This is a genomic window from Orbaceae bacterium lpD04, assembly GCA_036251935.1.
Taxonomy (GTDB): domain Bacteria; phylum Pseudomonadota; class Gammaproteobacteria; order Enterobacterales; family Orbaceae; genus Orbus; species Orbus wheelerorum.
Genome location: CP133967.1, coordinates 930,155 through 954,284 on the forward strand (window position 1 = coordinate 930,155; position 24,130 = coordinate 954,284).

19 protein-coding genes are annotated in these 24,130 nt (G+C 35.7%); 13 read left to right on the forward strand and 6 right to left on the reverse strand.

Annotation, left to right across the window (positions count from 1 at the left end; all coding sequences use genetic code 11):
- Positions 1-22: 22 nt before the first annotated feature.
- Positions 23-973 carry an AEC family transporter gene (locus RHO14_04295; GenBank protein ID WVD72024.1) on the reverse strand — a complete coding sequence of 317 codons (951 nt, stop codon included), beginning with the start codon at positions 971-973 and terminating at the stop codon, positions 23-25.
- A 203-nt stretch (positions 974-1,176) separates the two neighbouring features.
- Between RHO14_04295 and RHO14_04300 the strand changes: the two genes are divergently transcribed.
- The 5 genes from RHO14_04300 to RHO14_04320 all read left to right on the forward strand — a co-directional run bounded on the left by RHO14_04300 (position 1,177) and on the right by RHO14_04320 (position 7,478).
- Positions 1,177-3,609 (forward strand): hypothetical protein, encoded by a 2,433-nt coding sequence (locus RHO14_04300; GenBank protein WVD72025.1) that lies wholly within the window; start codon positions 1,177-1,179, stop codon positions 3,607-3,609.
- Between the two features lie 22 nt (positions 3,610-3,631).
- Positions 3,632-3,823 carry a DUF4926 domain-containing protein gene (locus RHO14_04305; GenBank protein WVD72026.1) on the forward strand — a complete coding sequence of 64 codons (192 nt, stop codon included), beginning with the start codon at positions 3,632-3,634 and terminating at the stop codon, positions 3,821-3,823.
- Positions 3,824-4,044: 221 nt separating this feature from the next.
- Entirely contained in the window at positions 4,045-5,211 is a 1,167-nt protein-coding gene (locus RHO14_04310) for a hypothetical protein (protein WVD72027.1), read from the forward strand.
- Positions 5,208-5,654, forward strand: coding sequence for a DUF6521 family protein (locus tag RHO14_04315; protein ID WVD72028.1), 447 nt, complete (start codon positions 5,208-5,210; stop codon positions 5,652-5,654). Before RHO14_04310 ends, RHO14_04315 begins: the two co-directional genes overlap by 4 nt.
- Complete coding sequence (locus tag RHO14_04320) at positions 5,655-7,478, forward strand: DUF3732 domain-containing protein (protein WVD72029.1); 1,824 nt, start codon at positions 5,655-5,657, stop codon at positions 7,476-7,478.
- A 575-nt stretch (positions 7,479-8,053) separates the two neighbouring features.
- Here the strand turns inward: RHO14_04320 and yaaA are convergent.
- The gene (yaaA, locus tag RHO14_04325) at positions 8,054-8,851 is read right to left on the reverse strand and encodes a peroxide stress protein YaaA (GenBank protein ID WVD72030.1); all 798 of its coding nucleotides are present in this window, start codon (positions 8,849-8,851) and stop codon (positions 8,054-8,056) included.
- 117 nt (positions 8,852-8,968) lie between these two features.
- On the opposite strand from yaaA, the gene RHO14_04330 reads away from it, so the two are divergent.
- From RHO14_04330 to mukB, 5 genes are all read left to right on the forward strand, one after another.
- Positions 8,969-9,196: a YccJ family protein gene (locus tag RHO14_04330; protein ID WVD72031.1), complete on the forward strand. Its 228-nt coding sequence runs from the start codon at positions 8,969-8,971 to the stop codon at positions 9,194-9,196.
- Between the two features lie 13 nt (positions 9,197-9,209).
- The gene (rnz, locus tag RHO14_04335) at positions 9,210-10,130 is read left to right on the forward strand and encodes a ribonuclease Z (protein ID WVD72032.1); all 921 of its coding nucleotides are present in this window, start codon (positions 9,210-9,212) and stop codon (positions 10,128-10,130) included.
- Positions 10,131-10,426: 296 nt separating this feature from the next.
- Positions 10,427-11,749 carry a chromosome partition protein MukF gene (mukF, locus tag RHO14_04340; protein WVD72033.1) on the forward strand — a complete coding sequence of 441 codons (1,323 nt, stop codon included), beginning with the start codon at positions 10,427-10,429 and terminating at the stop codon, positions 11,747-11,749.
- Positions 11,730-12,515, forward strand: a complete 786-nt coding sequence (gene mukE / locus RHO14_04345; GenBank protein WVD72034.1) for a chromosome partition protein MukE — start codon at positions 11,730-11,732, stop codon at positions 12,513-12,515. Before mukF ends, mukE begins: the two co-directional genes overlap by 20 nt.
- Before the next feature lie 2 nt (positions 12,516-12,517).
- A complete protein-coding gene (gene mukB, locus RHO14_04350; protein ID WVD72035.1) occupies positions 12,518-16,924 on the forward strand; it encodes a chromosome partition protein MukB in 4,407 nt (1,468 codons plus the stop codon).
- Positions 16,925-17,003: 79 nt separating this feature from the next.
- Here mukB and modC read toward each other — a convergent pair whose 3' ends face one another.
- The 4 genes from modC to guaB all read right to left on the reverse strand — a co-directional run bounded on the left by modC (position 17,004) and on the right by guaB (position 20,767).
- Complete coding sequence (gene modC / locus RHO14_04355; protein ID WVD72036.1) at positions 17,004-17,684, reverse strand: molybdenum ABC transporter ATP-binding protein; 681 nt, start codon at positions 17,682-17,684, stop codon at positions 17,004-17,006.
- A 2-nt stretch (positions 17,685-17,686) separates the two neighbouring features.
- The gene (modB, locus tag RHO14_04360; GenBank protein ID WVD72037.1) at positions 17,687-18,376 is read right to left on the reverse strand and encodes a molybdate ABC transporter permease subunit; all 690 of its coding nucleotides are present in this window, start codon (positions 18,374-18,376) and stop codon (positions 17,687-17,689) included.
- Positions 18,373-19,131, reverse strand: a complete 759-nt coding sequence (gene modA, locus RHO14_04365; GenBank protein WVD72038.1) for a molybdate ABC transporter substrate-binding protein — start codon at positions 19,129-19,131, stop codon at positions 18,373-18,375. The genes modB and modA overlap by 4 nt, the downstream gene beginning before the upstream one ends.
- A gap of 169 nt (positions 19,132-19,300) precedes the next feature.
- Positions 19,301-20,767, reverse strand: coding sequence for an IMP dehydrogenase (gene guaB, locus RHO14_04370; GenBank protein ID WVD72039.1), 1,467 nt, complete (start codon positions 20,765-20,767; stop codon positions 19,301-19,303).
- A gap of 272 nt (positions 20,768-21,039) precedes the next feature.
- Between guaB and RHO14_04375 the strand changes: the two genes are divergently transcribed.
- The 3 genes from RHO14_04375 (at position 21,040) to RHO14_04385 (ending at position 23,658) form a co-directional block, all read left to right on the forward strand.
- The gene (locus tag RHO14_04375) at positions 21,040-22,086 is read left to right on the forward strand and encodes an ATP-binding cassette domain-containing protein (GenBank protein ID WVD72040.1); all 1,047 of its coding nucleotides are present in this window, start codon (positions 21,040-21,042) and stop codon (positions 22,084-22,086) included.
- On the forward strand, positions 22,073-22,750 hold the full coding sequence (locus tag RHO14_04380) for a methionine ABC transporter permease (GenBank protein ID WVD72041.1): 678 nt from the start codon (positions 22,073-22,075) through the stop codon (positions 22,748-22,750). Before RHO14_04375 ends, RHO14_04380 begins: the two co-directional genes overlap by 14 nt.
- 77 nt (positions 22,751-22,827) lie before the next feature.
- Complete coding sequence (locus RHO14_04385; GenBank protein WVD72042.1) at positions 22,828-23,658, forward strand: MetQ/NlpA family ABC transporter substrate-binding protein; 831 nt, start codon at positions 22,828-22,830, stop codon at positions 23,656-23,658.
- The last annotated feature ends 472 nt before the right edge of the window (positions 23,659-24,130 follow it).

The window sequence follows — 24,130 nt, forward strand, 5'->3', positions numbered from 1 at the left end:
ATTTATTGCATCTATCGCTATTTTATATATGCGTCAAAATAGCTAAAATTAATGGTGTTACGATAGATGATAAAACCGTTGAAATTAATAAACTCGAGGCAATTGTTGCTTGTAGTAGATTAAACTGCCTAGACATAATATAGCAATTAATCGCAATAGACATCGAGCCTAATAACACAACAACATATGTTTCAAGCGTCGGTAAGTTTAATAATACCGCAAGCCAGTAGATCACAAAGGGTAATATCGCCAATTTTAGTAAACAAATCGTTGAACTTAATCGCCAACCTTCGCTAATCTTATATTCGGCAATTCCCATTCCTAATACAATTAATGATAATGGCGCAGCCATATCACCCACCATTTTAGTCGATTGGCTAATAAAATTAGGTAATGGAATAGCGATATAATTAACAATTAAGCCAGCAAAAATACCTAAAATGACTGGATTTTTAAATATATTTTTAACTGCTTTTTTTATTTGTATGGTTGATAATTTACCTACTTGAGCAAATTCGATAGATATTGTTGCAAGAGTCCAAAGAATTAAAGCACTAAATACGACGACTAAAGCAACACTTGGCACTGCCTTATCACCAAGTAAAGCTTTGATTATAGGTAAACCGACAAAAACATTATTACTATAAATTCCACCCATCGAAAACATTGTTGCTGTTGCGCCATCAAGTTTAAAAATTTTAGCCGCGATGATTCGACCAATGATGAAAACCAATAATGTGCCACCAAAAAATGCCAATAATACTCTATAGTCAGCTTTTGGCTGCTCGGAAAAGTGACTCATAATATGAAACAACATGATTGGAATGGCAAGGGCAAAGGTAAATTTAGTTAACCCGTCAGTGATTGTTTTTGGCCATTTAAAGATTTTAACTAATAAAAAACCGAGTAATATCAAAATAAAAAGCGGTAACGTAGCTAAAAACTGTAACCATAATGTTGTTAAAAAATCCATTTTAATGCTGATCTCCTATTATTCGGCGCTTACTAATTTTAATTATAATTTTAAAATTTTATGCCGATTTTTTATTAATGTATATAAAATATACGTAGTACTACCTCTACTATTTTGATATTTAAATTATCTTTTTCTCGACAAAAGGTTATGTTAATATTTGTATTGTTTCGAATAACAATAATAATAGAGATCGCATCACAATGTACTTGTATCAATTGATGTTAAGTAAAGCGTGGCAAAAGCTAGAAGACGATTATCTGCTATCTCGGGAAAATGCTCACCAATCTATTCCTATATTTCAGCTTAAACCTAAACGCATTAAGCATTTTTATGACTGCGGTTACGATGATATTGTTAAGCGTTTAGTTAATAATCCCAGTGACTGCAAAAACTTCTATCCCTCACTACAACAAGTTGGTTTGCCTTACCAAAGCTATTATGACAAATCCGCCGATAAAGTGGCGAGTGTCTTAAAAACGGCGCTATTTACTGAGCAAGTCATCTTAATCGAATTGCCGCCACGCAATGGTTATCTTGATTCATCCACCTCAATAAATGACACTATAGCGGCTTTACCGGTGATTAAAGAGCCGATGTATGAACCCGATGATAGTTGGATTATCGTTGATTTGGTTAACCATAAACCGCAGCAAATTGATATTCGTAATGCAAACAACAGCAGTGAACAGATTACTAACGTTCAAACTAGCCCTGATGAGATTTTTTTAAAACATGGTGATGTCTTTTCAGCCTCACAGGTTTTGCCCAAAGTGCATATTTTGCTAGGCGGCGCACAAGGTTATTATGATTTAACCCGGCGTGGTGAAAAGCCACTTCGGGTTAAAAAGCTTGCTCAAGCTTGGCTTGATGAACTAAGCACCTTACTTAGCTCAGGTAATTCACCGTTTAGTATTGAGCAAGACGAAGCCTTGGCAAGTGTCATTAATCATGGTTTTTCATCGCAACATAATCCAACTATCAAAGCACTTGATGAAAAAGCCAATTTTCGCCCTAACGAGCTAATTGGCGCACTATTTTATCAGTTATTATTAACACTCAACCAAACAATGTTTATTACCGCTAAGCAGCGCATCGGTGACCTTGCTTATGATGAGAGCGAAGGGGCGATTACCGATGCAAAACAACTAAGACAAGCGATAAAATCATTAGCAAACTTACACCATAGCGAGGGTTATGATAAAGCTGACTATACGTATCATAATAACGACTTGGCAAACGTTGCCACCAAGTACCTTAATCAGCCCTTAATCCATGATGGTACAAATAGCGATAAAGATTACCAAAGCAAACTCAAAGCACAAATAAAAAATAATACGCAAGTTGATAAGCTAACTGATATTGAAAACCTCTATTTTACTGCCATCAAACTGCTAAAACGGCTGCGTGAGCCTGGCATTATTAAGCATGTAGAAACGAGGCGAGAGTATCAACTTAAAACCACCAAGCTCAATTACCAACCAATAGTGTTAAAAACACTCGATTTTATTGCCTTAACCCTACACCGCAATTACCGTTATCAAATCAGCTCTGCCGATAACTCGGCTCAGTTTATTGGTCGTTTTAGTCCTGACGATAACCTCAAGATTAAAATACCAACTAAGCATTCCCATATTAAAGAGTGGAACTTAACGGCAACGCCCGTTGAAAATGACTTTGTTGATGAGTTTTTCCCGACCTTAAAAAAACAATATCAAAGCCTGCTATCAATGCCAGGTTTTACCTTGGGTGAAAGTGATGTCGGGATTATGTACGGTAATACGATGATTGGCGGCGATAAAACGTTAAATAACCTTACCGCATCAATGCAAGTGGCTGGCGGCGCGGTAAGTTTATACTTTGCGGCGGCAATTGGTGCAACTGGCGTTGGCGCCCCACTGGCAGGCACCATCGGTTTTATTGGGCTTGATAATTTGCAAGCAGGCAGCCGAAGCTTATTATCACAAGATACCACAACGACATATGGCGCACAGTTTTTAGAATGGTCAGGCGTACCGAAAGGGTATGGTGAAATTGTATATGGCCTATTTGATATTAGCGTTATCACCAAAGCTGGCTATGCGCTAAAAACCACTAATCAAGTCTATAATGTGGTAAAAGTTAAACCTATCGCTAACGCAAAACCACAACAGATAATAAAAGCCGAAGACGTCTCGATTTCAGTTGAAAATATCACCAAAAACCAGCAACATGTGGTGGAGTTGAAAGAGTTGAAATTAGATAATATTGATACTAAATCAACAGACTCAGCCATCTTGTTTAAAGAAGGAATGATTGTAAGTAAAATAATTAATTCAATAGAAACACAAGCAAGTGTTGACCGGAAATTAACTACGTATTTACTTGAAAAAACACACCCTGTTGGAGGTAGTAAAGCTGATTGGTTTGATAAAGCTCTAGGCTTTAATAAGTCTAACTCAGACCAGTTATCTAAACAGATCGTATTTGATATCGATCGCTCTGTTCAAACAGGAACGACAGAATTTGGTACTAAATATAATCAAGTAATTAAGCTCAATGGAGCTAATGGAAAACAGATTGATGTTAATTTTGGCTGGATAAAAAATAATGACGAAGTGGTAAGACTAGTTACAGCTATTCCAACTAAAAAATGATTTAATTTGAGGTATGATACTTATGATTCAAGAAAATGATGTTGTTGTTGCTAAAAGAGATTTATCAAACCTTGTCCCAAAAGGATGTAAAGGTGCTGTTGTAATGGTATACCAAAAACCTAGATTAGGCTATGAAATTGAATTTATTGATGATTGTGGTGAGACATTAGACGTTATGACCACCTTGCCTGATGATATTGAAAAAATATTATAATAGATAATATTTTTTATATTTACTGTGATATTTTTTTAATATTAACATGTTATAAAAATTTCATGTTCTAATTATTATGAGCTATTTTTTAAAGTTATTTTAATATTAGTGCTTTTTGCGGTAACTTATTGATATCTTATATTTTTTAAATATGCACAATTTTGATAACTTATTATAAATAATAAAAAATGGTTAGCCTTATCTCATGACAAGGAAACTATATGTTGAAAACAATAAAAACTGATGATGAAAGAAAATCCATAGGTTTTTTCTATCAGGATTATGTGGCATTAAAATACTTAATGTCTTTGAATGAAGGCGAAACATTAGGTATTGAAGTTTATGATGATATTCATCATGAAGGTATTGAAGGTAATAAAACATTAATTCAAGTAAAGCATTCAATTAATGAAGCTACTAATTTAACCAATAAGGATGTCGATCTTTGGAAAACGTTATTTAATTGGTCAAATATGTCCGATTCAATAGACGATAAGGATTTAAGTTTCCATTTTTATACAAATAAACCATTAACTAAAGAAAAAGGTGTTTTAGAACTAATTACGGCTAAAAGTAAAAATATTGAAGCGATAAAAAAAGAAATTGGTTTAATTGAAGCTCAGCATGAAAATAAAGATAGTGAATTATATAAATATATTCATCATATCAACTCACTAGATACCAAAAAACTAAAAAAGATTATCGATAACATTGAATTTATTCATGATAATGAGAAACTAATTCAAGAAATAAAAAACTCCTTAAAGAATATGGCTGTTCCTAACAATAAAATAGATGATGCATTTCATTCTATTTTAGGTTCTTTTACTAATTATAAATACAACGAAATAAAACAAACAAACAAAGTAGAAATTTCCTATGAGCTTTTTAGAAATAAGTTAGGTTTTAATCGCACTATTCAACTATCTAGAAACTGTGGTATTAATTTCGACAAATTTCACCAATTTGATTTAGCCTACCCTAATGATATAGAAAATAATATTTCATATAACCAATTAAAGGATTTGAAATTTGGTATCAGAGATATTACTGGATATTGTAATCAAATGGCGAAGACTGAAGCTTTTTTACAACAAATGATGGATGAAGGGGAATTAACTGGTGATGAATATCAACGTATACAGGATATTGGAGTGGGGGAATGGAGTACTCATCATTCAGTAACCTACTTAGGAAATGATTTTTCGACTGTTGATAACGAACACCTAGAACTTGCCCTAAAATTATATAAACAACTGATAATAGAATGCAATATTAATATCGATAATACTCCATTGCCAAAACCGATGATTACAGGGACTTTGATAAAACTATCCGATATTCCCCGAATTGGCTGGTTGCAAAATTGGGAGGATAAATATAAATGAGTTTATATAACAATGAATTATTAGGAATTTTAGTCTTTCAAGAATTTATGTATATCAAAAAAGAAACTGAATTATATAGCTTAATGCTATTACTTCCAATAGTTTTTCATCAAAAAAGCCTCTCTTATCTATCTAATAAAAAGACAAAAGTCATATCTATTCAAAACTTAATATTAACTAAGCCTGAAATATTAGTTTCATTAAATAAGAGATATTATAATTTCCTGCCCAATTCAATAAATTGTTTATCATTATGTTTGGATAATGGTTTTTTTGAACTCAAGGATGGCAAAGTTTTTTTTCTAAAAAGAATGTTTAATGAAAATGATCTACCTAACTTAGGAAATAGAGCTTTAAAAATTCAAGCTTCTATAATGAATTTAGTCAGTTTATTATCGAGTGATTCCAGTCAACTTTATGAATTATGCGGAGTAGAACTTTAAATGCAAATAACGAATATATTAATTTGGCAAACAGATAAAACTTTGCGTAATTTTGAATTAAAAGAAAATAAAGTAAATGTCATCACCGGCGATTCAGGAAAAGGAAAATCGTCTATTTTAGCTATCATTGATTATTGTTTGCTTTCTAGTGATGCCGAAGGGATTTCTCTAACTAATGTCGATAATAATGTCGAATGGTATGGAATAAGATTTAAAATCAATAACAATTATTATGTTATTTGTAGACAAGCATTACACAACAAAGATGAGAATTTCGTATTTTTTGATCAAAAAGGCATCATTCCTGAATGCCCTGAAAATAATATAAAAATAGATAAATTAAAAAATCAGCTTAATTATGATTTTGGTATTAATAGCTCTTTAGAAATTCCTTATGGTGGTTCAACTATTAAACAAGGTTCCAAGGTCTCTTATCGATATTTTTTACCAAACTGTTTTGTTGATCAATCAACGTTAATTGCCAAAGATCATTTATATTCAAAATGGTCTAAAATAAAAACGCAAGAGAGAATTGATCGGACTTTTGATATGGCATTGGGGTGTGAGGATGTTGCCTCTATGATCATAAGGACTAAAATTATAGAGTTAGAAAAAAAGTTAAATCAATTAGAGAAAAAGCAGATTAGTAGTAAAGACTCCTATTCAAACTATGAAGAAGAAATAAATAATCTTTATGATTTAGGGTGTAAATATAAATTGTTGCTTGCCGGTGAATTAATTAGCACACAGGAAAAACATGAGAAGTTAAAAGAAATATCTAGCATCAAGAAAATAGAAGATATTCCCATTTATAACGAAAAGCTTCAATTAGAGGAAAAGTTTTTTGATTTACGGAAACAACAAAAAGAGTTTGATGATTTTATTAATCATCATCAGACTTATAAAAAATTCTTAACTACAAAACAAGATTCATTGAAAATAGCTAAATATATAGATAAAAATCAAAAAAATATTGTTTATACACCTCATATTTATGAAATTATAAATAATATAATTATTCAACATCAGAAAATTAACGATGTAATTAAAGAAAAAAGCGGCAGTACTTTAATAGCAATAACGTTACAAAGAAAAGATGAAATAGAATCTCAAATTGCAACCTTGACAAAGCAATTAGGTAAATTAGCTACAACAGAGAAAATTTCACCTAATGATATTTATCGATTTCTAGGCAAAGTAGAAACACACCTAGATAAAATCGTAGCAGAATCAAAAACAGATTATAGTAAAAATATTGAAGAGATAAATAATTCACTTACTGATTTAAAGAATCAACTTACTGATAATAAAGAACTAAAAGAATTTACTTTAAGTTTATTAAATCTCAAACTAAAAGATATCTTCTCTCGAATGCCGTTAAAAGGTTTTGAAACGGCTTTCCCTGATTTTAAAAAGTCAGATAAAACAATCTCTTTAATAAACAATGAAAAACCAGAGAAAATGGCTAATATTGGTAGCGCTTCTAACTATATGTATCTTCATATAGCCTACTTTCTATCTTTACATGCTATAGCAAGAGAAAGAAAAATTGCATGGATGCCTCGATTTTTAGTTCTTGATCAACCAAGCACTCCATATTTTAGCAAAAATGGTGAGAAAAGCTCCGATATAGCAAGTCTTGATTGTGTTTTATTAGAATTGAATAATTTTATAGATAAAATGCAGGAATATGGCGGTTTTCAGATATTAATATTAGAACATATAAGTGATTGGATTGAAAGTGGTTTAAATAATTTTACGTTAGTTGATAAAGAATTACGTGGTGATTACGGATTGATTCATTTTCCTAAGAATAGTAATTAGATTTAATTTATACTATTAAACTTCATATTAAATTAGTTTGAACCATCTGGTTCTAAGGTTTTATAAATCGGATAAAAAGAATTAAATAATATTATTCAGAATGAATATATTTTAAATAATGCGAAAAAAAGGAAAAAGCTCTTTTTTAAAGCAAAAAAAAGCCCAATTTATGATTGGGCAACATGATGAAAAAAAAGGAATCAGACATATTTCAGTTACAACAATACGATAACTTACATATTAATGATAATCGTTTTTAAGTATGAATGTGATAGGATTAATTGTAAGTGTGTTTTTAATATGTTTTTGTTATGAATTTGATATACATCATAAAAAATCAATTAATATACCTATTTTTAGCCTATTTTTAGCCTATTTTTTGGTATTTTAATGCTTGAATTCGAATAAGTATGTTTGTTGGTGGTGATAAAAATGAGATTAATCTAGCATTTTATCGTTATTTTTTTGTTGTAACATGCCATTTTAGTAAAAAACGATAAATAAATTGCCGATATATTGTTAATCATCAGCCACACAAAATTTACTTAAGCTTATTTATGTGGCATTAATTGATTTTAATTATGCTTATGCAAACTAGCTTGTTTTTCACTGCGTGAAAACACCCACTCATTGCTACTTGATTGGCGTTTATCAAACTGATAACCAGCTAGATCAAATGATTGCAGATCGACAGCTTCGTTTAGTTGATTTTTGATAATGTAACGGCTCATTAATCCTCTTGCTCTTTTGGCATAAAAACTAATGATTTTATACTTACCTTTGCTTTCATCTAAAAATACTGGGCTGATAATATCGGCATTAAGTTTTTTTTGATTAACGGCTTTAAAATATTCATTAGACGCAAGGTTGATTAAGGTATGACTATTTTGCTGTGCTAGCTGCTGATTTAGTTGCTCAGTTACTGTATCGCCCCAAAATTGATAAAGATTGTCGTTATTGCCATTTTTAAGTTTAATCCCCATTTCTAAACGGTAAGGTTGTATCAGATCAAGTGGTCTTAGTAAACCATACAAGCCGGATAACATTCGTAAATGGTGCTGAGCAAAATTGATATTATTTTGATTAAAGTCATAAGCCTGCAAACCTTCATAAACATCACCTTTAAACGCAAAAATCGCTTGGCGCGCATTTTCGAGATTAAAATCAGCTTGCCAGTTTTGAAAGCGTTGATAATTTAGATCCGCAAGCTTTGAGCTGATTTTCATTAAATCAGCAATGGATTGCGGAGTTAACTCTTTACATGATTTAATCAGTGTTTGAGAATGATTTAGTAGCGCAGGTAACGTATATTCAGTCACGTTGACTGGCGAGTCATAATCCAATGTTTTAGCAGGGGAAATAACGGTGATCATAGCTTATTCCTAGGGTATTAAATGAAAATAAGATAAAAATTAGCGCTATTTTACCTCGTAAATTTTTATTTTCAGAGTATTATTTAACTAACTATTTATCAAATAAGGAGAAACAAGATGAATTCGACTAAAAAAGAGTTGCATGAAATTAAAGCATGGGCTAATACGCGTCAAACATCACTTGAAATTGCCGAGGCGATTTTTGAATTAGCCAATTATGATAATGTATTAGCTGATAAAATCTGGGAAGAGGGCAGTGATGAGGTTTTACCACTGGCTTTTGCTAAAACAGATGCCGATAAGCTATTTTGGGGTGAGCAGACAATTGAACGTAAAAACGTCTAACTAACCCCCTGTTATGAAATTATTTTTTTTAGGTACTAGCGCTGGAACAATCACGTCTGAACGTAATGTTTCAGCGTTAGTGCTCGATTTAATTAAAGAGCGAAATTCACTGTGGTTATTTGATTGTGGTGAAGCAACGCAACATCAAATGTTAAAATCAAAACTCAGCCTTGCAAGGCTTGAGAAAATCTTTATTACTCATTTGCATGGCGATCACTTATTTGGTTTACCTGGCGTTTTAACAACCCGTTCATTGATGCAAAATATGTCACCGCTCACGCTATATGGCCCAAAAGGTATTAAACAGTTTGTTGAAACAGTAATTAGTATTAGCCATTCTTGGCTCACTTATCAATTAGATATTATTGAAATAGATAAGCCAATGGAACTTGTTAATGATGATCAGTTTATCGTTAATTGTGATGAACTTCACCATCGGGTTCCTTGCTTTGGTTATCGCATTGTTGAAAAAGATCGTTCACCAACACTTGATGTCGAAAAATTAAAAGCACACCGAGTACCAATAGGTCCACATTATGCCGCGTTTAAATTAGGTAAAAAAGTGACGCTTGATGATGGCCGAGAGATAGATGGCAAAGATTATTGGGGTGAGGTTAAAAAAGGCCGTAAACTAGCAATTTTAGGTGATACAACGCCTTGTGATGCAGCGGTTAAACTGGCGCTTGAGGTTGATATATTAGTTCATGAAGCCACCCAAAAACATGACCTTCAATATAAAGCCAATGATCGTGGCCACTCAACTACTCGTCAAGCTGCCGAAATTGCACGAAAAAGCCAGGCTAAAAAACTTATTGTGACGCATATTAGCCCTCGTTACCAGCTTGCGGATAATCAATCGATTATTGATGAATGCCGACAGGTTTTTGTTAATACTGAAATTGCAACCGACTTTTTTCAAATTCCAATTGAATAACAGCCTATTTTACACTAAAAAATAAGCACTAATTTATACTAAAATAAGGCCTTACAATAAAATAATAACGAGTTATTGTTAATTTAGTTTAAATTTAACGAAATCAAGCTATTGGCTATATTCCCCTACTTAAATAATAACATTACAATTTACTACAATTTGTTATATAATCGACAATATTTTGGGCTCTAATACTAGATGTAGTGTTTTGCACTATCTAGATTGCACTCATTTTATTCACTTATAAAATGATAGGTGTATCTTGAGCATATTGATTTGTATTGGAAAGGATAACTATGACTGATTTTTCCCAATCAGTGCCGGAATTGGTCGCTTGGGCAAAAAAGAATGATTTTTCTATCACGTTGCCGCCAGAGCGCCTTGCGTTTTTACTTGCCGTTGCTGCTTTAAACGGTGAACGATTTGATGGAGAAATGAGCGAAGCAGAATTAATTGATGCTTTTCGCCATGTGAGCAAAGTTTTTGCTCAAAGCCAAGATACGATCACACTAAGAGCAAATAATGCCATTAACGATTTAGTCCGTCAGCGCCTTATAAATCGCTTTACTAGCGAAATGACTGATGGCCTTGCTATTTACCGTTTAACGCCACTTGGTATTGGCATTACTGACTATTATATTCGTCAGCGCGAATTCTCGTCTTTACGGTTATCAATTCAATTATCGATTGTGGCTCAAGAGCTAAAACGAGCGGCTGATGCAGCGCTTGAAGGCGGTGATGAGTTACATTGGCATCGTAATGTATTTGCGCCGCTAAAATATTCGGTTGCTGAAATTTTTGATAGTATTGATATGACCCAGCGGATCATGGATGAGCAGCAAACAGAGGTAAAACAAAGTATTGCTGATTTACTTAGTCAAGATTGGCAATCGGCAATTACTAGCTGTGAGGGACTATTATCTGAAACATCTGGTGCCCTTAGAGAGCTACAAGACACCCTTGAAGCGGCGGGTGATAAATTACAAGCCAGCCTACTTTTAATTCAAGATGCAACACTTAATAATCCTTCGTTAGACAAAATTAGCCAAGTGGTGATTGATTTACAAACTAAACTTGACCGCATTATGGGATGGGGACAACAAACGATTGATTTATGGATTGGTTACGATCGTCACGTACATAAGTTTATCCGTACCGCCATTGATTTAGATAAAAATCGTGTTTTTTCACAGCGCTTAAGACGATCAATCCAAAGCTATTTTGACATACCATGGGCACTAACGTTTGCGAATGCCGAGCGATTACTTGATATGCGCGATGAAGAACTCGCGCTACAAGATACTGACGTAACAGGCGAGTTACCTGCCGAACTTGAATTTGAAGATATTGAGCAGATTCAAGAACATATTATTGCACATATTGAACAAAATTTAAGGGCGTTTAAAGAACAACAACGCCCACTCGATATTGCAGTCTCAATTCACAGCTATTTAGCACAATTCCCTCGTGAACAGCATTTTGATGTGGCACGTTTATTTATTGATCAGGCGATTCGATTAGGGGTCGCAAATGCTGATTTAGCCGGTATTCCAGCACAATGGAAGCCGATTAACGATAATGGAGCTAAGGTACAAGCACATGTCATCAATTCATACTGAAAAAGATTTTGATCTTGAAACGGATGCCTCACTTAACGATGTGATTGATCGCATCGCAGGCACATCTCAAGCTAAGCTGGATAAATATATGCCAGTTAAATTAGCCCAAGCAATAGCCAATTCGCTATTTCCTGAGCTCGATAGTTCATTACGTAGTGGGCGTCATATCGGTATCGATGAACTCGATAATCACGCATTTTTAATGGATTACCAGCCAGAACTTGAACAGTTTTATGGGCGTTATAATGTTGAATTAGTTCGTGCGCCAGAAGGGTTTTTCTATTTAAGACCGCGCTCAACGACATTTATTCCGCGCTCAGTATTATCTGAACTCGATATGCTCGTTGGAAAGGTACTTTGCTACCTTTATCTTAGCCCTGAAAGGCTGGCTCATGAGGGGATTTTTACTCTGCAAGATCTGCATGAAGAGCTGATGTCTTTAGCTGATGAAAGCAAACTCCTTAAATTGGTCAATCAGCGATCGACTGGGTCAGATTTAGATAAGCAAAAATTATACGATAAAGTGAAAACATCATTAAACCGTTTACGTCGTTTGGGGATGGTATTTTTCATTGTTGGTAACGACAGTAGTAAATTTCGCATTAACGAAGCTATTTTCCGCTTTGGTGCTGATGTACGTAGTAGCGATGATATGCAAGAAGCGCAATTACGCCTAATTCGTGATGGTGAAGCAATGACCATTGAATCATCGTTATCTTTAGCGGATAGTGATGAGAATGATGCTAATGAGGAGATAGAGGAATAGTTATGATAGGTCACGGTAAATTTCACTCATTAACATTAGTTAACTGGAATGGGTTTTTCGCTCGTACTTTTGAACTTAATGAACTTGTTACAACATTATCAGGTGGTAATGGTGCTGGTAAATCGACGACGATGGCAGCATTTGTTACGGCATTAATCCCTGATTTAACATTATTGCATTTTAGGAACACAACTGAAGCGGGTGCAACGGGTGGATCACGCGATAAAGGTTTACATGGTAAGTTAAAGCCTGGTGTTTGTTATTCATTACTTGATGTTATCAACTCACGTAATCAGCGAATTATTTGCGGCGTAAGATTACAGCAAATCGCAGGGCGTGATAAAAAAGTTGATATCAAACCATTTATTATTCAAGGCGTTGAAAATAGTATTGCGCCAACTGATTTAGTCACCGAGCGCCTAAATGATAGGCAAGCGCGTATTTTGTCATTAGCCGAATTAAAAGATAAGCTAGAAAATACCGATGGCGTTATTTTTAAACAGTTTAATTCGATTAGCGATTACCATTCATTAATGTTTGATTTTGGTGTACTGCCAAAACGCCTTCGCTCTTCATCTGATCGTAGTAAATATTATCGTTTAATCGAAGCATCATTATATGGTGGGATCTCAAGTGCGATAACTCGTTCACTGCGCGATTATTTATTGCCAGAAAACGGCGGTGTGCGTAAAGCTTTCCAAGATATGGAGGCGGCGCTACGCGAAAACAGAATGACGCTTGAAGCGATTAGGGTAACTCAATCAGATCGTGATTTATTTAAACACTTAATTTCAGAGTCAACCAATTATGTTGCTGCTGATTATATGCGCCATGCTAATGAAAGGCGCGTTCATATTGAGTCAGTACTTGGTTTACGCCGTGATTTATTTAATACAAAGCAGCAATTGACCGACAATCAGTATCGCCACATTGAAATGGCAAAAGAGTTACAAGAAAATACCGAAGCTCAATCTGGCCTTGATATGGATTATCAATCAGCTAATGATCATCTTAATTTGGTACAAACGGCATTTCGTCAGCAAGAAAAAATTGACCATTACCAAATTGATATTGATGAACTCAATGAGAAGTTAATTGAACAAACTGAAATTGTTGAACAAGCTAGAGAGCAGCATCTAACCTATCAAGAGCAAGCAGAATCAACCGAACAAGAGGTTGATGAAATTAAAACCCAATTAGCCGATTATCAACAAGCACTTGATGTTCAGCAAACAAGGGCGATTCAATATCAGCAGGCCCTACAAGCATTAGAAAACGCTAAAAAATTGTGTCATTTACCTAAATTGGCCGCCAGCGATGCAGATCAACAATTAGCCATTTTCACTGAGAAAGAAGCGGAAATTACTGAAACGGTTTTACAGTTAGAACAAAAACTCAGTGTTGCTGATGCCGCAGTTAACCAATTTGACCGTGCTTATCAATTAGTGATTAAATTAGTTGGTGACGTTACGCGTAGCCAAGCATGGCAAGCTGCTCGTGATGAGTTAAAAGCTTGGCCATCACAAAGTTATCAAGCACAAAAAGCAGAGAGTTTACAATTACAACTTAATGAACTTGAGCAGCGCTTTTTTGAACAAAAAGCGGCGCAAGAGTTACTAAGCCAGTTCTGTAAACGCATAGGCCGTAAAGTCGATTATGAAGAACTTGATGAACTAAGGCAAACATTAGAAGCGACACTTGATGAAAATGCACTGATCGCAGGTGAGTCGAGTGAAAAGCGTATTGCTATTCGTCAAGAGTTAGAACAAATTCAAGTTAAAATTGCTGATTATCGTCAAAAAGCACCGAATTGGTTAAAAGCACAAGATGCCTTAATTGCGCTACGTGAACAAGCTGATGCACCATTAAGCTCGAGCGGTCAAGTGACCGAATATATGCAAAAGCTGCTAGAGCAAGAGCGCAGCCTTACCGTTGATCGTGATCGCGTTATTGCTCGCCGAGATCAGCTTGATGAACAAATAACCAAGCTTAATCAGCCTAATGGCGCTGATGATAGCCGTTTAAGTATACTTGCTGAGCGATTTAATGGCGTTTTGCTGTCTGAAATTTATGAAGATGTTACTATCGATGATGCACCTTTCTTCTCGGCACTTTATGGGCCGTCACGTCAGGCGATAGTTGTACCTGATTTAACATTAGTTAAAAGTCAGCTAGATAATTTAGATGATTGCCCTGATGATCTTTATTTTATTGAGGGAGATCCAGCCTCGTTTGATGATAGCGTATTTGAAAGTGAAGAGCTAACCAAGGCGGTACTCGTTAAATCGGGTGATAGGCAATGGCGTTATTCACGTTTCCCGCAAGTGCCTTTATTTGGCCGCGCAGCGCGTGAAAAACATTTAGATAAATTGACAGATGAACGTGATGAGCTGCATGAACGTTATGCAAACTTATCATTTGATTTACAAAAAGTACAACGCATTGAACAAAACTTTAGTCAATTTATTGGCCAATATTTAGGTACCGCTTTTGAGGTTGATCCCGAGGCAGAAAGTCAAAAATTATCTGCACGGCGCAATGAAATTGAACGTGATTTAAATAATCAACAAACAGTTGATAAACAAAACCAGCAGCAGGTTATTGATTTAAAAGAGCAGTTAAATCTCCTTAATAAGTTAACTAATCATCTACATTTATTGGCTGATGATGATTTAGCTGATCGGGTTGATGAACTCCGTGAGCAATTAATTGATTCACAAACTGCGGTAAATTATGTTAGCAAAAATCAAAAAATAATTGCTGAGCTTGAACCTCTAGTTGCCGTATTGCAAAGCGATCCAGAGCAGAACGAAAGCTTACAGCAAAACTATAATGAAATTAAGCTTAAACAGCGCGAAATTAAACAGCAAGTATTTGCATTAACCGAAGTAATACAGCGCCGTGCGCATTTTAGCTATGCTGATTCAGTTGGTATGCTTGGTGAAAATTCTGATCTTAATGATAAGTTACGTAAACGCCTTGAAACCGTTGAAAAAGATCGCGTTGATGCACGCAATAAAATGCGTCAATATCAAGAGCAGTACAACCAATATAACCAAACGCTTGCATCGCTTAAAAGTGCATTTGATACCAAGCGAGATATGCTTAATGATTTGAAAAAAGAGATTGAGCAAATCGGCGTTAAAGCTGATGCGTTAACCGAAGAAAGGGCTCGTTTACGTCGTGATGAAATTCATCAAAAGGTCAATCAAAATCGGCAATTATGCTCGTCACTTGAAAAACAACTTGTGATGTGCGAAAACGAAATGACGCAATTGACTAAAAAATTGCGCCAAGTTGAAAAAGATTATCAAGCGCTTCGTGAGCAAGTTGTACAAGCTAAAGCTGGTTGGTGTATTGTATTGCGCCTAGTTAAAGATAATGGTGTTGAGCGCCGCCTACATCGCCGTGAACTTGCTTATTTAAGTGCTGATGAATTACGCTCAATGTCGGATAAAGCGCTAGGTTCATTAAGACTTGCTGTTGCTGATAACGAACATTTACGTGATGTACTGCGTATGTCGGAAGATCCAAAAAGGCCGGAACGTAAAATTCAGTTCTACATCGCGGTCTATGCGCACTTACGTGAGCGAATTAGACAAGACATTGTTAAAACCAATGATCCAATTGAAGCGATTGAGCAGATGGAAATTGAGTTATCACGATTAACCGAGGAACTCACATCGCGTGAACAGCAGCTTGCGATCAGCTCAAAAAGTGTCGCTAATATTATTCGCAAAACGATACAGCGTGAACAAAATCGCATTCGTATGCTTAACCAAGGCTTACAAGCTGTTGCCTTTGGACAAGTTCATGGGGTTCGTTTAAATGTTAATATTCGCGAGGCGCATGCGACATTACTAAGTGCATTAGCTGATCAACATGATGATCATCAAGATTTATTTAGTAATAATCGGATCACGTTCTCAGAAGCATTAGCTAAACTTTATCAACGCTTAAACCCTCAAATAGATATGGGACAGCGAACGGCGCAAACAATAGGTGAAGAGTTACTTGATTACCGTAATTACCTCGAGCTTGATGTTGAAGTGCACCGTGGCGCTGATGGTTGGTTACGTGCTGAAAGTGGCGCATTATCAACGGGTGAGGCAATTGGTACGGGGATGTCAATCTTACTTATGGTTATTCAAAGTTGGGAAGAGGAATCTAAACGATTACGCAGTAAAGATATTGTGCCTTGCCGTTTATTATTCTTAGATGAGGCCGCGCGTTTAGATGCTAAATCAATTGCCACACTATTTGAACTGTGCGATAAGCTAGAGATGCAATTAATTATTGCCGCGCCAGAAAACATTAGCCCAGAAAAAGGAACAACCTATAAACTGGTTCGAAAAGTTGTCGATAATAATGAGTTTGTTCATGTTGTTGGTTTAAAAGGCTTCGCTTAACTTTCATTATTGTTATCGTAAGTAAAAAACGGGATTATTATCCCGTTTTTTTTCATTAACACCTTACTTCTATTTAATGTTATAACCAATCTTTTAAATAATCACACTGCAAAATTGATGCGGTATCACCATAATTATAAAGTGAACCTTGATCCATAATCGCAACTTGACTTGCCAATTTTTTAACTTCATTAATATTGTGTGTCACGTAAATAATGGGAATATTAATTTCATTAACCAAATGCTGAATATAAGTGATAAGTTCTTTTTTTCGTGGCATATCAAGGGCTGATAGCGGTTCATCCATCAATAACAATTGAGGATTGGTTAAGAGTGCTCGGCCGATCGCAACACGCTGTTTTTCACCGCCCGAAAGCATGGCTGGATAGCGATGTAGTAAATGGCGGATATTGAGTACTTTTACAATTTCATCAAAGCGCTGCTGCATGGATTGATGCATACCGTAATTCAAATTTTTTATTACTTTATAATGCGGAAACAACAGCGGATCTTGAAAAACAGTACCAATACCGCGTTGCTGCGCACAGATAAACTGATTTCTTGCCGTATCAACAAGTAAACGATTATTTAGTTTTATAAAGCCATTATCGGGTTTAAGTAAGCCATTAATTAAATTTATGAGTGTTGATTTACCAGAACCAGACACACCTAAAATTGCCGTAATGCCTTGACAAGAAAGCGTTTGATTAAAGGTAAAGGTAAATGATGCAAGTTTTTTTTCAACATTAATTTCAAGCATATTTATCCTGCCAATTTCTTTTTATGCCAGCGGTTTAGCCATTCCGAGGTAATAAGGGCAATGAGTGAGATAACAATTGAAATAATGCAAAGACGCATTGCCGCATTTTCACCATTAGGCACTTGCAGTAGTGTATACATGGCTAATGGGATGGTCCTCGTTTCGCCTTGAATATTGGATACGAACGTGATGGTTGCACCAAATTCACCTAAGCACCTTGCAAAACCAAGTACAATCCCCATCAAAATACCCGGAAAGGCAAGTGGCAAAGTAATGCTGATAAATACGCGCCACCGATTAGCCCCCAGTGTCCGCGCGACATTTTCTAGACGGGTATCGATTGACTCAATCGCTAAACGAATCGAACGAACCACCAATGGAAATGCCACAATCGCTGACGCGAGCGCAGCACCTTTCCAATTAAAGCTAAAATTAATTCCTATTGTGTCATATAGCCACTCACCAATAATCCCGCGTCGGCCCATTGTTACAAGTAGTAAATAACCAAGTGCTACTGGCGGCAGAACTAAAGGCAAATGAATAATACTATCAAATAATGACTTACCCCAAAATTGGCAACGTGCGAGCAGCCATGCAACTAAAACTGCAACAGGTAAGCTAAAAATAATGGCAACACTGGCTATTTTTAAACTTAGCAGTAGGACTTGTAATTCATACTCGGTTAATATCATTGCGTAACAAAACCATATTTTTCAAATATTGCTAATGCAGGTGGCGTTGTTAAAAATTGATAAAAATCATCAGTCGCCGTGTTATTCGTTAGTCGTGCAATTGGATATTCTATTGCCGTAAAACTGTCAGCGGGAAACTCACCAATGATTTTTACTTTCTTACTGATTTTTGCATCAGTACTATAAACGATCCCTAGCGCTGCTTCACCGCGCTCAACAAGCATTAGCGCGTCGCGGACATTACTTGCCGGGGCAAGTTGTGGCTCTAATTGCTTAAATATACCAAGATTAGTCAAAGACTCTTTAGCATAAAGGCCGGCAGGTACGTGATTAGGATCGCCAACTGCCATTCTTTCACCATCGGGTAAAATCGCTTTCCAATTAGTTTGGCCGTTAATTGTGACATGATCCAATTTTGAAGTATTAGGTGCAATAAGTACCAGTGAATTTTTAAGTAATGTCTCTTTATCTTTAGCTAAATGACGCTCAATTAAGTAGTTCATCCACGTTTGATCAGCTGACATAAAAATATCAGCAGGTGCACCTTGCTCTATTTGCCTAGCAAGTACCGATGATGAGGCAAATGAAAATGTAATATCGCTATCTTGATGATTGGTTTTAAAAAGCGTATTAATATCTTGCATTGCATTGGTTAATGATGCTGCTGCAAATACAAGCACTTTTTCAGCGGAGCTAGCATTAAGGCTCATTAGTAAGGCACTAACGGCAAAAATAATTCCAGCAAACTTTTTCATGTTATTTCCTATGTTGCTTATCTTTGATCATCATAATGATAAAATTATCACGCTAAAATGATGTAACAAATTTTATAAAATAGCAATTAAATGTCGTTTTAACGCTCGTTGTAATGTTTTTTATCGAGGTAAAAATAAAGGTGACGATTATGTCACCTTTAGAGTTGAATTACTGACCTAAACGATAATTAGGCGGCTCTTTGGTGATAGAAACATCATGAACATGGCTCTCTTTAATACCCGCGCCGGTAATGCGAGTAAATTGTGATTTTGTTCTAAGCTCATCAATCGTCGCGCAGCCAGTTAATCCCATACACGAGCGTAATCCGCCCATTTGTTGATGGATAATCTCTTTTAACGCACCTTTATAAGCGATTCGGCCCTCAATGCCTTCAGGTACCAATTTATCGGCGGCATTATCTGATTGGAAATAGCGATCTGATGATCCTTTTGACATTGCGCCAAGTGAACCCATACCTCGGTAAGATTTATAGGCTCGGCCTTGATAAAGCTCAATTTCGCCAGGTGCTTCTTCCGTGCCTGCAAACATTGAACCAACCATCACACAACTTGCGCCAGCGGCTAATGCTTTGGCAATATCACCTGAATAACGTATGCCGCCATCGGCAATAACAGGAATATTGTAAGCTTTGGCTGCTTCAACCGCATCCATAATCGCGGTAATTTGTGGAACGCCTACGCCAGTTACAATGCGCGTGGTACAAATTGAGCCAGGGCCAATACCGACTTTAACGGCGCTAACACCTGCTTTAATTAATGCTAATGCACCTTCAGCCGTTGCAACGTTGCCACCAATAATGGGCAGATCAGGGTAAGCTTGCCTTGCTGCTTTAATGCGCTGGAGTACACCTTCAGAATGGCCATGAGACGAATCGATAAGTAATACATCAACGCCCGCTTCAACTAAAGCGGCAATTCGCTCTTCGTTACCTGGCGCAGCGCCAACTGCCGCACCGACGCGCAGGCGACCTTTTTCGTCTTTACAAGCGTTAGGTTTTTCTTCTGCTTTTTGAAAATCACGAACCGTTATCATACCTTTTAATCGAAAACTATCATCAACGACTAAGACTTTTTCAACCCGGCTTTCATGCATTTTTTGTAAAGCTAATTCACGAGGTTCTCTTTCAAGCACCGTGACTAATCGCTCTTTTGGCGTCATAACCGTTGTTACAAGCTGAGTTAAATCTGTTGCAAAACGGACATCTCGCGCCGTAATTATGCCGATAAGGTTATTATCTTCGGTGACAACTGGAAAGCCAGCAAAGCCATAATCTTTAGTTAGTTTAACCACATCACGAATTGTTGCGGTTGGTAAAACGCTAATGGGATCTTGCACAATACCGCTTTCATATTTTTTTACACGCCTAACATGATCAGCTTGTACGTCAATTGGCATATTTTTATGGATGAAACCAATTCCACCTTCTTGCGCTAAAGCAATCGCTAAATTAGCTTCGGTAACGGTGTCCATTGCTGCTGATAGCATAGGTAAATTAAGTTTAATTGTTTGAGTTAACTGCGTACTAATATCTGCCGTATTAGGCAAAACAGTTGAATGAGCTGGAACGAGTAAAACATCGTCGAAAGTAAGTGCTTCTTTAATTATACGAGACATAGCAATATTCACCGTGGCTTAATAAATGTTGATAAAATATTGCCGAAGCATTCTACATCTTATTGTTTTATAAAGCTAGTTTTTATTTACATTAACTAACGATTATTATTTGATTATCGTTGGCAAAATTTAATTTTATATTTGCGTATAACGATATGTTACAATCAAAACTATTATCGTTTGAGTGGCACGAGTTTAGTGTGTAATCGCTTGTTAAATAAGTTTACATTTAAACTAACTAAGTTGGCCATGTAGAATTCTGATGAGGGTATATGATTGAATTTATTAAGGTAGATAAAGTTTTTGGTAAAAATAATCAAAGTAATAAAGTCCTAAATAATATTAATTTAACGATTGCTGACGGCGACATATTTGGCATTATTGGTTACAGCGGTGCCGGTAAAAGCACGTTAGTTCGATTAATTAATATGCTTGAGAAACCGACCGCCGGTGACGTATTGATCAATGGTAATAACTTAGCGAATTACAGTGATAAACAAATTAGGCAAGTTAAGAAAAAAATTGGCATGATTTTTCAGGGTTTTAATCTATTAGAGACAAAAACAGTTGCTGAGAATATTGCTTTACCACTACAACTAAGTGGTGTAAGTAAGCAAGCGCGTAACAAAGTAGTTGATGAACTACTTGAATTTGTTGAATTGAGTGATAAAAAATTCGTCTATCCAAATGAATTATCGGGCGGACAAAAACAAAGGGTAAGCATTGCTAGGGCATTAGCAAATAAACCTGATATTTTACTTTGTGATGAAGCAACGTCAGCGCTCGATCCGCAAACTACATGTGCAATATTAGATTTATTAAAAAAAGTAAATAAAGAACAAAATGTCACGATTGTACTTGTGACTCATGAAATGAGCGTTGTTAAGCATGTTTGCAATAATATGATTGTGATGGAGCAGGGCAAAATTGTTGAACAAGGTGCGGTAATTGATCTCTTTAAGCAACCTAAATCACCCGTAACACAAAAATTTATTGGTTCGGTTATTCCCGATAAACTGCCAACACCCGTTCGTAATAATTTACTGGCTAATCATATCTCAAATGTCTATCGATTCGAGTTTTTAGGTGCGTCGGCGCAAGGCTCGGTGATAAGTCAGGCGATTTTAAAAGCAAATGGCAAAATGCAAATTAATATCTTGTTTTCAAATATGATCAATATCAAAGAAGATGTTATTGGTTATATGTTTGTTAGCATAGATGGAGAACACGATTACATCAATGATACTATCGAGTATTTAAAGCAACAAGACGTACGCATCGCTAAATTGAATGAGGAAGGTAACTATGTTTGGATTTAGTACCACAATTACATTAGATCTATTTTTAGTTTCACTGTATCAAACTTTTTATATGGTTGGCGTCTCTTTATTATTTGGTATGATAATTGGTACAATAATCGCTATTGCTCTTGTTGTTTACAGGCCAGGTGGCATTAAACCGCACGCTGTTATTTATAATGCGTTAAATACCATGATTAACATCATTCGTTCGATCCCCTCATTAATTTTATTAGTGACCGTATTACCCTTGTCAAAATTTATTGTGGGCACTTCGTTTGGTACAACGGCTGCGATTGTGCCGTTAATATTTTTTGTTTGCCCATACATTGCAAGGTTAGTTGAAAACTCATTATTAGAAGTTAATGATGGCATTATTGAAGCGGCAGATTCAATGGGTGCAACGACATGGCAAGTTATTTGGCACTTTTTATTACCTGAAGCAAAGGCATCATTAGTACTTAGTTACACAACAGCAACGATTGGATTAATCGGTGCAACCACTATTGCAGGGGCAATTGGCGCTGGCGGCATTGGTGATTTAGCCCTAAATTATGGTTATCAACGGTTTGATAACGTTGCAATGATATCGACAGTGGTAACATTGATTGTGATAGTACAAGTAATACAGAGCCTAGGTAATAAAATATCGAAGACGATGCGTAATAGTTATCGACGCAACTAACCGAAGATAAATTTTAATATCGATAAACACATTTTTATTAAGCTTAATGTCATTAAGTAAAAGCAAAGGAAAATAATATGAATAAATATATTTACCTCCCGTTATTGTTACTATTGAGTCTATTTTTGACTGCATGTGATCAAAAATCAGATAGTGATAAGACGCAAGTAACAAAGCAAGAAATTAACATTGGCATGACGCCAAGTATGCATAATATTTTGATGGAAAAAATTGTTAAACCGAAATTAGAAGCGATCGGCTACAAAGTGAATTTAGTTAATTTTAGCTCATTACGCGATTCTGATACGGCACTCGCAGAAGGCAGTATTGATTTAAATGCAGCGCAGCATCAAGCCTACCTTGATACTTATATGCGTGAAACGGGTAATGATGATTTAGTATCACTGGTGCATATCCCATCAATTTCGGCGGCGCTTTTTTCAATGAAATATAGCTCAGTTAATGATATTAAAAAAGGACAAACTATTGCTATTCCAAATGATCCGTCAAATGCTGCAAGAGCGCTTATCATGCTACAAAAATTAAATTGGATCACCCTTAAAAACGATATCAATTTAGGTGCGGCAAGTATTCATGATATTGCCGAAAATAAGTATAATTTACAATTTAGAGTCGTGTTATCGGAATTAATTCCTCGCATGTTAGATGAAGTTGATTTTGCGATTATGCCAGGTGGGATCGCATGGATGAGTAAAGTTGATGCTAAACATGCTATTTATTATGAACAACTATCGCCTAATTTAGAGATCTTAGTTGCCATCAAAAAACAGAATTTAACGGCACCATGGGCTGAAGATATTAAAAAATTGTATCAATCAGATGAAATGAAACAATTTATAACTGAAGATCCAGACGCCAAAGGCCGTTTTATTTGGCCACAAGGATAAATTTTAACTAAGGTATAAAATCTACAAGAAGTTTTATACCTTATTTTTTTAATCTGGATTTGCACTTAGATGTTGAATTTAGGTGCCAGTTTTACATTAAAAACACCTATCACGATAACTTTTGAACGAGATTTCACTCGGTGACTATTGGTAAGTTTAATGTTTGCATAGCTCCATAAGATTATCATGTTATTCGGTTTGCCTAGCAGGCTAATTAACCTATTTTGTTATAGCCCAAAAGGCGAAATCATTCACTGCTTTTAAAATAGCGATATGAACCTATTGTTAAAAATACATCAAAACCTATATCACCCTTTCCCAAACCAACACTTAAACTTTGATTGAAAAGGCATATTAACAGGGCGAAAGTTAACACCGTGATAAACTCACCATGATGAGTTAGCTTTTTAACTTACATTTTCTGGCCTTTTTATGATAAAAAAACCATGTTAAACTTGATGCGGTTTAGCGT

Coding starts and splice junctions, on each gene's coding strand:
- RHO14_04320 (WVD72029.1), top strand. CDS start 5,655: ATGCAAATAACGAATATATTAATTTGGCAAACAGATAAAACTTTGCGT.
- rnz (WVD72032.1), top strand. CDS start 9,210: ATGAAATTATTTTTTTTAGGTACTAGCGCTGGAACAATCACGTCTGAA.
- yaaA (WVD72030.1), bottom strand. CDS start 8,851: ATGATCACCGTTATTTCCCCTGCTAAAACATTGGATTATGACTCGCCA.
- modC (WVD72036.1), bottom strand. CDS start 17,684: ATGCTTGAAATTAATGTTGAAAAAAAACTTGCATCATTTACCTTTACC.
- mukF (WVD72033.1), top strand. CDS start 10,427: ATGACTGATTTTTCCCAATCAGTGCCGGAATTGGTCGCTTGGGCAAAA.
- modB (WVD72037.1), bottom strand. CDS start 18,376: ATGATATTAACCGAGTATGAATTACAAGTCCTACTGCTAAGTTTAAAA.
- RHO14_04330 (WVD72031.1), top strand. CDS start 8,969: ATGAATTCGACTAAAAAAGAGTTGCATGAAATTAAAGCATGGGCTAAT.
- RHO14_04380 (WVD72041.1), top strand. CDS start 22,073: ATGTTTGGATTTAGTACCACAATTACATTAGATCTATTTTTAGTTTCA.
- RHO14_04295 (WVD72024.1), bottom strand. CDS start 973: ATGGATTTTTTAACAACATTATGGTTACAGTTTTTAGCTACGTTACCG.
- modA (WVD72038.1), bottom strand. CDS start 19,131: ATGAAAAAGTTTGCTGGAATTATTTTTGCCGTTAGTGCCTTACTAATG.
- guaB (WVD72039.1), bottom strand. CDS start 20,767: ATGTCTCGTATAATTAAAGAAGCACTTACTTTCGACGATGTTTTACTC.
- RHO14_04315 (WVD72028.1), top strand. CDS start 5,208: ATGAGTTTATATAACAATGAATTATTAGGAATTTTAGTCTTTCAAGAA.
- RHO14_04305 (WVD72026.1), top strand. CDS start 3,632: ATGATTCAAGAAAATGATGTTGTTGTTGCTAAAAGAGATTTATCAAAC.
- mukB (WVD72035.1), top strand. CDS start 12,518: ATGATAGGTCACGGTAAATTTCACTCATTAACATTAGTTAACTGGAAT.
- RHO14_04385 (WVD72042.1), top strand. CDS start 22,828: ATGAATAAATATATTTACCTCCCGTTATTGTTACTATTGAGTCTATTT.
- RHO14_04375 (WVD72040.1), top strand. CDS start 21,040: ATGATTGAATTTATTAAGGTAGATAAAGTTTTTGGTAAAAATAATCAA.
- RHO14_04310 (WVD72027.1), top strand. CDS start 4,045: ATGTTGAAAACAATAAAAACTGATGATGAAAGAAAATCCATAGGTTTT.
- RHO14_04300 (WVD72025.1), top strand. CDS start 1,177: ATGTACTTGTATCAATTGATGTTAAGTAAAGCGTGGCAAAAGCTAGAA.
- mukE (WVD72034.1), top strand. CDS start 11,730: ATGTCATCAATTCATACTGAAAAAGATTTTGATCTTGAAACGGATGCC.